Origin of the sequence: Cyanobium sp. A1C-AMD (assembly GCF_024346495.1) — a bacterium.
GTDB classification, from domain to species: Bacteria; Cyanobacteriota; Cyanobacteriia; order PCC-6307; family Cyanobiaceae; genus Cyanobium_A; species Cyanobium_A usitatum.
This window is the reverse complement of the sequence record NZ_JAGQDB010000131.1, coordinates 1-5,030: the sequence shown is the minus strand read 5'-3', so window position 1 is coordinate 5,030 and position 5,030 is coordinate 1. Positions and strand designations below refer to the sequence as shown.

At 65.7% G+C, this 5,030-nt stretch carries 8 protein-coding genes; 3 read left to right on the top strand and 5 right to left on the bottom strand.

Features of this window, described 5'->3' with window-relative positions:
* From KBY74_RS13700 to KBY74_RS13690, 3 genes are all read right to left on the bottom strand, one after another.
* Positions 1-200: hypothetical protein (locus tag KBY74_RS13700; RefSeq protein WP_254943181.1), on the bottom strand; the 200-nt coding region annotated here is incomplete at its 3' end.
* Positions 201-768: 568 nt separating this feature from the next.
* On the bottom strand, positions 769-924 hold the full coding sequence (locus tag KBY74_RS13695; protein ID WP_254943180.1) for a hypothetical protein: 156 nt from the start codon (positions 922-924) through the stop codon (positions 769-771).
* Between the two features lie 362 nt (positions 925-1,286).
* The gene (locus KBY74_RS13690) at positions 1,287-1,823 is read right to left on the bottom strand and encodes a hypothetical protein (protein ID WP_254943179.1); all 537 of its coding nucleotides are present in this window, start codon (positions 1,821-1,823) and stop codon (positions 1,287-1,289) included.
* Between the two features lie 348 nt (positions 1,824-2,171).
* Between KBY74_RS13690 and KBY74_RS13685 the strand changes: the two genes are divergently transcribed.
* Positions 2,172-3,059 (top strand): DUF2887 domain-containing protein, encoded by an 888-nt coding sequence (locus tag KBY74_RS13685; protein WP_254943178.1) that lies wholly within the window; start codon positions 2,172-2,174, stop codon positions 3,057-3,059.
* A 116-nt stretch (positions 3,060-3,175) separates the two neighbouring features.
* Here KBY74_RS13685 and KBY74_RS13680 read toward each other — a convergent pair whose 3' ends face one another.
* Both KBY74_RS13680 and KBY74_RS13675 read right to left on the bottom strand, forming a co-directional pair.
* Entirely contained in the window at positions 3,176-3,853 is a 678-nt protein-coding gene (locus KBY74_RS13680) for a hypothetical protein (protein WP_254943177.1), read from the bottom strand.
* A 291-nt stretch (positions 3,854-4,144) separates the two neighbouring features.
* Entirely contained in the window at positions 4,145-4,315 is a 171-nt protein-coding gene (locus KBY74_RS13675) for a hypothetical protein (protein WP_254943176.1), read from the bottom strand.
* On the opposite strand from KBY74_RS13675, the gene KBY74_RS13670 reads away from it, so the two are divergent.
* Both KBY74_RS13670 and KBY74_RS13665 read left to right on the top strand, forming a co-directional pair.
* The gene (locus tag KBY74_RS13670) at positions 4,302-4,580 is read left to right on the top strand and encodes a hypothetical protein (protein ID WP_254943175.1); all 279 of its coding nucleotides are present in this window, start codon (positions 4,302-4,304) and stop codon (positions 4,578-4,580) included. The two genes, KBY74_RS13675 and KBY74_RS13670, sit on opposite strands and share 14 nt — an antisense overlap.
* Before the next feature lie 112 nt (positions 4,581-4,692).
* The coding region (locus tag KBY74_RS13665; protein ID WP_254943174.1) for a hypothetical protein at positions 4,693-5,030 on the top strand (338 nt) is incomplete at its 3' end.

Sequence of the window (5,030 nt, the reverse complement as noted above, 5' to 3'; positions counted from 1 at the left end):
ACCGGATGGCCCAGGTGTTGATAGAGCTGCGCCAGCGTGAAGGCGCGGCCGGCGGCGTTGTGGCTCAGCTCGGCTGCTGCCACCACCACCTGGGCGTGGGCGGGGCCCTGCTGGTTGATGGTGCGGCGTTCTTGACGGTATTGGGTGCGGGCGCGCTCCAGGTTGGCGGCATAGTGCATGCCCAGCAGGGGCTGTTCCATCAGCCCCTAGCCGTAGGCGCGGATCGCGCCGGCCCAATCGCGCGCCGCCATGCACTCGCGGCCCTGGCGCATCCAGCGGCTGCGGTTGGGGGCGGCGGCGGGGTCTGGGGCGCTGGCGGGCATGGGGTGAGGCTATGGCGGATGGGGGGGCTGGTGCCCGACGTTGGGTGTTGGTTGGCTGAAGGGGGTGCGCCCGCCACCAGCCCTGAGTCGCCCCAGGTGCTCTGAGCAGCGCGGTCCAGCGGCCACCCGTGCTGTGGCTCTCTGCCCCCGGTCAAGCTGTCCGCGACGCTCTTAGTTTCAGCCCAAAACCACACCACATCTGGTGTCTGAAATCGCGAATCCAGTTAGCGTCGCTGCACGCATCTCCCACACCAGGCCCGCCGTTAGCTCAGCACTTCCGCTCGGCTTCAACCCGCGAAACCACGCACCCATCGCAGCTAGTACTGCAGTACCATGGCTTCATCGGGATGGATGCGCCCTGGCTACGGTGATGTCAGATGTTGAAGGCCTTCCGGAGCGGCCTGCTCCAGTCCCGCCGCCCCGGCTGCTGGATCTCCAGGGATGGTCAACGCTTGTGGCCGGTTCCCTGCTGCTGCTGATTTCGTTCACCACCAACTACGGCGATGACAAGCTCTCCCACTTCCGCAGACTCCCGGCCCATGAGCAGGTCGGAATGGGTCTCCACCTTGCCGCCCTGGCGGCGCTTGTTGGCGATGTTCAATTGGCGTCCCGTCTACGACATCGAGCAGAGAGAACTCGAAAGCAGGAAGCGTACGAAGCAGCTGAGGAAAGAGAACGAACGACTCGCTGCGCTCGAATCCAGAATGGATGCCTTGCTGCTCAATGCCGATTCCTCCTCGCAGACACCTCCCGCAACCGGCTCCAACTGAGTGAAGCCCTGGCGGTTTTGCTGGAAGAACTCAGGCCGCCGCCTAACACTTAGGGCCTGAGCTGGGCTGCAAGTCGTGAGGTGCCTGCTGGTTTTGAGTCCCTGGCAGCGCCGGCCCCGGCCCACTCGGCAGGCTGCAACCACTGGCGGCTGCGAGAGGAGTCACCCCGAATCAATCCCTGGCGCTCAGTTGCTCACGCACTCTGCAGCGGCCCGTTGGCCACGGTGATCCCATCAAACCGCTGGACCAGATCCACCGCCAGCCGCGTCCACAGCCGCTTGAGGCCATCGAGCGTGATCGGCTCGCGCTCGCACGCATTGCACAGCTCCTCATCGTCGATGTCCACCAGCACCGCCGCCAGCCGCGGCTTGCTCAGATGCACCAGATCGGCCGGGTGCTGCAGCACCAGCGCAAATGCCTGCTCGACGTAGCAGGGTTCGTGCTCGGTCACAAAGCTGTGCACCGGCAGCTGGGCTTTAGCTACCGCTGTTTGGATGGGCTGCCACAGCTCGCGGCCCCACTGGGGGAAATGGCTGCCCAGCAGCGCCACCGGATGGCTCACTTTTGGTGTCGGCGCTGGTCCAGTTTTCGTGTCGCCGGAGGACCAATTCCGGATGTCGCTTGACACCGCCACCACCACCTGGGTGTGGCCTGGGCCTTGGTGGTTGATGGTGCGGCGTTCTTGGCGGTAGTGGCTGCGGGCACGCTCGAGGTTGGCGGCGTAGTGCATGCCCAGCAGGGGTTGCTCCAGCAGCCCCTGGCCCTAGGCGCGGATTGCCCCGGCCCAGTCGCGCGACGCCATGCATTCGTGGCCCTGGCGCATCCAGCGGCTGCGGTTGGGCGCGGCGGCGGGGTCTGGGGCTCTGGCGGGCATGCGGTGAGGCTCTGGCGGCTGGGGGTGGGGTGCAGGGGGTGGGCCGGTGCCCACCGCTGGGTGTTGGTTGGCTGAAGGGGCGCGCCCGCCGCAGGCAGACGAGCGTGCTCGCGAATCCGTGGAAGCACGGATGCTGGCCGCAGTAGTGCAGCCGTACTATGCAGTGATCGGATTGGAGGGCTGAGCTGTGCCGGATGGGGAAGCTTGAAAACCGATCACTGGTTCTATGGGCTGTTCCAGAGCGCACCGGATCTGATCGCGTTGCTGCTGCCGCATGGGGCCTCTGCGGCGCCCTCGCTAGGGCCCGACTCCCCGGGTGATGCGCTGTACCGCTTTGACGCGCCGGAGCTCAAAGCGGCGAACCATCGGCTCGACGGTGCGTTCTGGCCCAGAAGCGGGGAGGCCGGCACGCCGGATCGGCCGGTGGTGCTGCTGGAGGTGCAGATGTTCAGTGATTCAGGCTTCCAGCACCGTCTGTTTGCTCAAACAGCTCGCTTTCTCCAGCAACATCCCCACGTTGAGCACGTGGCCATGGTGGTGGTCATGCCCCACAGCCGTCTGCGCCTGGGTACCGAACGGCCGCCCCTGCCGTTGGCCCAGTTCTGGCAGCAGGTGCGGACCCTCAGCCTGGAAGAGCTCAGTCGCAAGCAGGATCTTGATCCCATGCTCGCTTTGTTCACGCTGCCGGTGCGGCCTGAGGCTGAGCTACAAGCCAGCACTCAGCAGATCCTGGAGCGGCGGCCGGATCTGCTTTCGGCTGTTCTGCCTATCGTTGTTCAAAGGCTCAAAGACCAAACAGAAGCTCAGATCATGAAACTGCTCGGTATCCCAGCCAAAGACCTTCTCCACACCCGCGCCGTGCGCGACTGGTTTGAGCAGGGCCGGCAGGAAGGAGAGGTGCGTGGCCGTGCCCTCGGTGAAGCCACAGTCACCCTGCGCCTGCTCAGCCGCCGCTGCGGCCCCCTCAGCGAGGCCACCAGCGCCTGCATCCAGGCACTCCCGCTGGAGCAGCTGGAAGCCCTGGCCGAGGCGCTGCTCGACTTCAGCGGGCCAGCAGACTTAGCGGCCTGGCTGGAAGATCACGGCAGCTGAAGCTCCTGCTCCCGCAGGGCTGCAATTCGTGAGATCCCTGCGGGTTTCATGAGCCCCTGGCAGCGACTGGCCCGGCCCACTCGGCAGGCTGCAACCCCTGGCAGCTGCGAGAGGAGTCACCCCGAATCCTCGCGTGCCTCCATAGCGCCCCTGCAGCGGCTCGTTGGCCGTCGTAACCCCGTCAAACCGCTGGGCCAGATCCACCGCCGCTTGAGGCCATCGAGCGTGATCGGCTGGCGCTCGCCTACAAAGCACAGCTCCTCATCGTCGATGTCCACCAGCACCGCCGTCCCCCAGAGCAGCTTGTAGAGCAGGCCGATCACCACCGCCGGCAGCCGCGGCTTGCTCAGGTGCACCAGATCGGCCGGGTGCTGCAGCACCAGCGCAAAGGCCTGCTCCACATAGCGGGGTTCGTGCTCGGCCACAAAGGTGTGCACCGGCAGCTGGGCTTTGGTTACCGCCGTTTGGATGGGCTCCCACAGCTCGCGGCCCCACTGGGGGAAGTGGCTGCCCAGCAGCGCCACCGGATGGCCCAGGTGTTGATAGAGCTGCGCCAGCGTGAAGGCGCGGCCGGCGGCGTTGTGGCTCAGCTCGGCTGCGGCCACCACCACCTGGGTGTGGGCCGGGCCTTGTTGATTAATGGTGCGGCGTTCTTGTCGGTATTGGCTGCGGGCCCGCTCCAGGTTGGCCGCGTAGTGCATGCCCAGCAGGGGCTGGTCCATGAGCCCCTGGCCGTAGGCGCGGATGGCGCCGGCCCAGTCGTCCGCCGCCATGCACTCGCGGCCGGCGCGCATCCAGCGGCTGCGGGTGGGGGTTTACTGGCTGCCGGGGCTCATGGGGTGAGATTATGGCGAGCTGGGGTGATTGGTGCCCGCCGAGGGCGGCTGATGATTGGCGCGGTCAGCCCGCCGCAGGTAGCTGGTCGCTTGTGAATCAGCGAAAGCACGGAAGCTGCCTGCGATAGTGCATGCGTACTGTGAGGCGATCGGTCTTAGTGCGCCCTCGCTACGGTGATGACATCTCAAAACCGTTCAGCGCTGCCCGCTTTAGTGCCGCAGCCCCGGCTGCTGGATCGCCAGGGATGGTCAACTCTTCTGGCCGGTTCGCTGCTGCTTCTGATTTCGTTTACCGCAAACTACGGGGATGACAAGCTCTCCCGCTTCCTCAGTCTCCCGGCCCATGAGCAGGGGCTTTTCTGACAGATCAACATGGGTCTGCACCTTGCCGCCCTGGCGGCGCTTGTTGGCGATGTTCAACTGGCGTCCCGTTTACGACATCGAGCTGCGAACGAGGCAGCTGAGGATCGAATCGCTCGAAAGCGAGAAGCGGTCGAAGCTGCTCGAGAGCGAGTTCGAGCAGAGAGAGCTCGAACGGGACAAGCGCTTGAAGCTGCTGAAGAGCGAGATCGAGCTGCTGAGGAAAGAGAACGAACGGCTCGCCGCGCTCGAATCGAGGCTCGATGCCTTGCTGCTCAATGCCGATTCCTCCTTGCAGACACCTCCCGCAACAGGCTCCAACTGAGTGAGGCCCTGGCGGTGTTGCTGGAGGAGCTCAGACCGCCGAGCACGCAGGCCTGATCTGGACTGCAGTTCGTGAGGTTCCTGCCGCCCTTCACCACCAGAAACCCTCTGCGATGGCCGCTGAAAGTGTCTGCAACTCCAAAGCCAAGGCCGCCTATGCCGCTGCCGCTGTGCACCTGGGCCGCGCCTTCCTGCTGGCTGATCAGCCCGATCCCGCCCTCGATCACCTGCAGGCCGCCCTCGACCATGCTCTGCCCGGTGGCCTCCAGCCCCACCGGCCCCTACTGATTCAGGAGGCTGAGCGCTGCGTTGCCCATGGCGATCACCGAGAAGCGATCCAGCGCTGGCAGGACATCGCCGCCCTCCAGGCCGACGCCACTCCCGAGGTGATCTACCACCAGCTCAGCGCCACCTATGCCGATCAGGTGCGCCGCTTCCGGCCGATTGCCGA